Here is a 441-nt window from a genome sequence, read left to right on the forward strand (position 1 = left end):
GTCATACGGCGAGACTAGTGACAGCCGCTGACAGTTGACAAACCAATTCACAAGTCAGTAACTGTCACGTAGCTCACACGTAGCGCACAGGTATGCTGAGCTGGACAAACACGGGAAAAGAGGAACCGGTACGTGACCGACGGGCAGACAGTCGAGCCCCGAGCCGGACTGCGTGAACGCAAGAAACAGCGCACTCGGGACGCCCTGGTACGCGCCTCCCACGAACTGTTCACCACCCAGGGGTACGAACGCACCACCGTCGACGAGATCGTCGACGCCGTGGAGGTTTCCCAGCGCACCTTCTTCCGCTACTTCGCGAGCAAGGAGGACGCCACCTTCGCCGTGCAGGAGATGGTCGAGTCCCGCTTCATCGAGGAACTGCGCCGCCGCCCCTCGGACGAAGCCCCCTTCGAGGCCATGCGCCGGGCGGTGCTGTGCGCG

Annotated in this window: 1 protein-coding gene; it reads left to right on the forward strand. The window is 62.8% G+C overall.

The features are described 5' to 3' along the window. Positions 1–132: 132 nt before the first annotated feature. Positions 133–441, forward strand: a 309-nt coding sequence (locus tag LPA54_RS39100; RefSeq protein WP_228985149.1) for a TetR/AcrR family transcriptional regulator, incomplete at its 3' end; no start/stop codon positions are given.

The organism is Streptomyces sp. DH12 (assembly GCF_020873895.1).
In the GTDB taxonomy this organism is placed as follows: domain Bacteria; phylum Actinomycetota; class Actinomycetes; order Streptomycetales; family Streptomycetaceae; genus Streptomyces.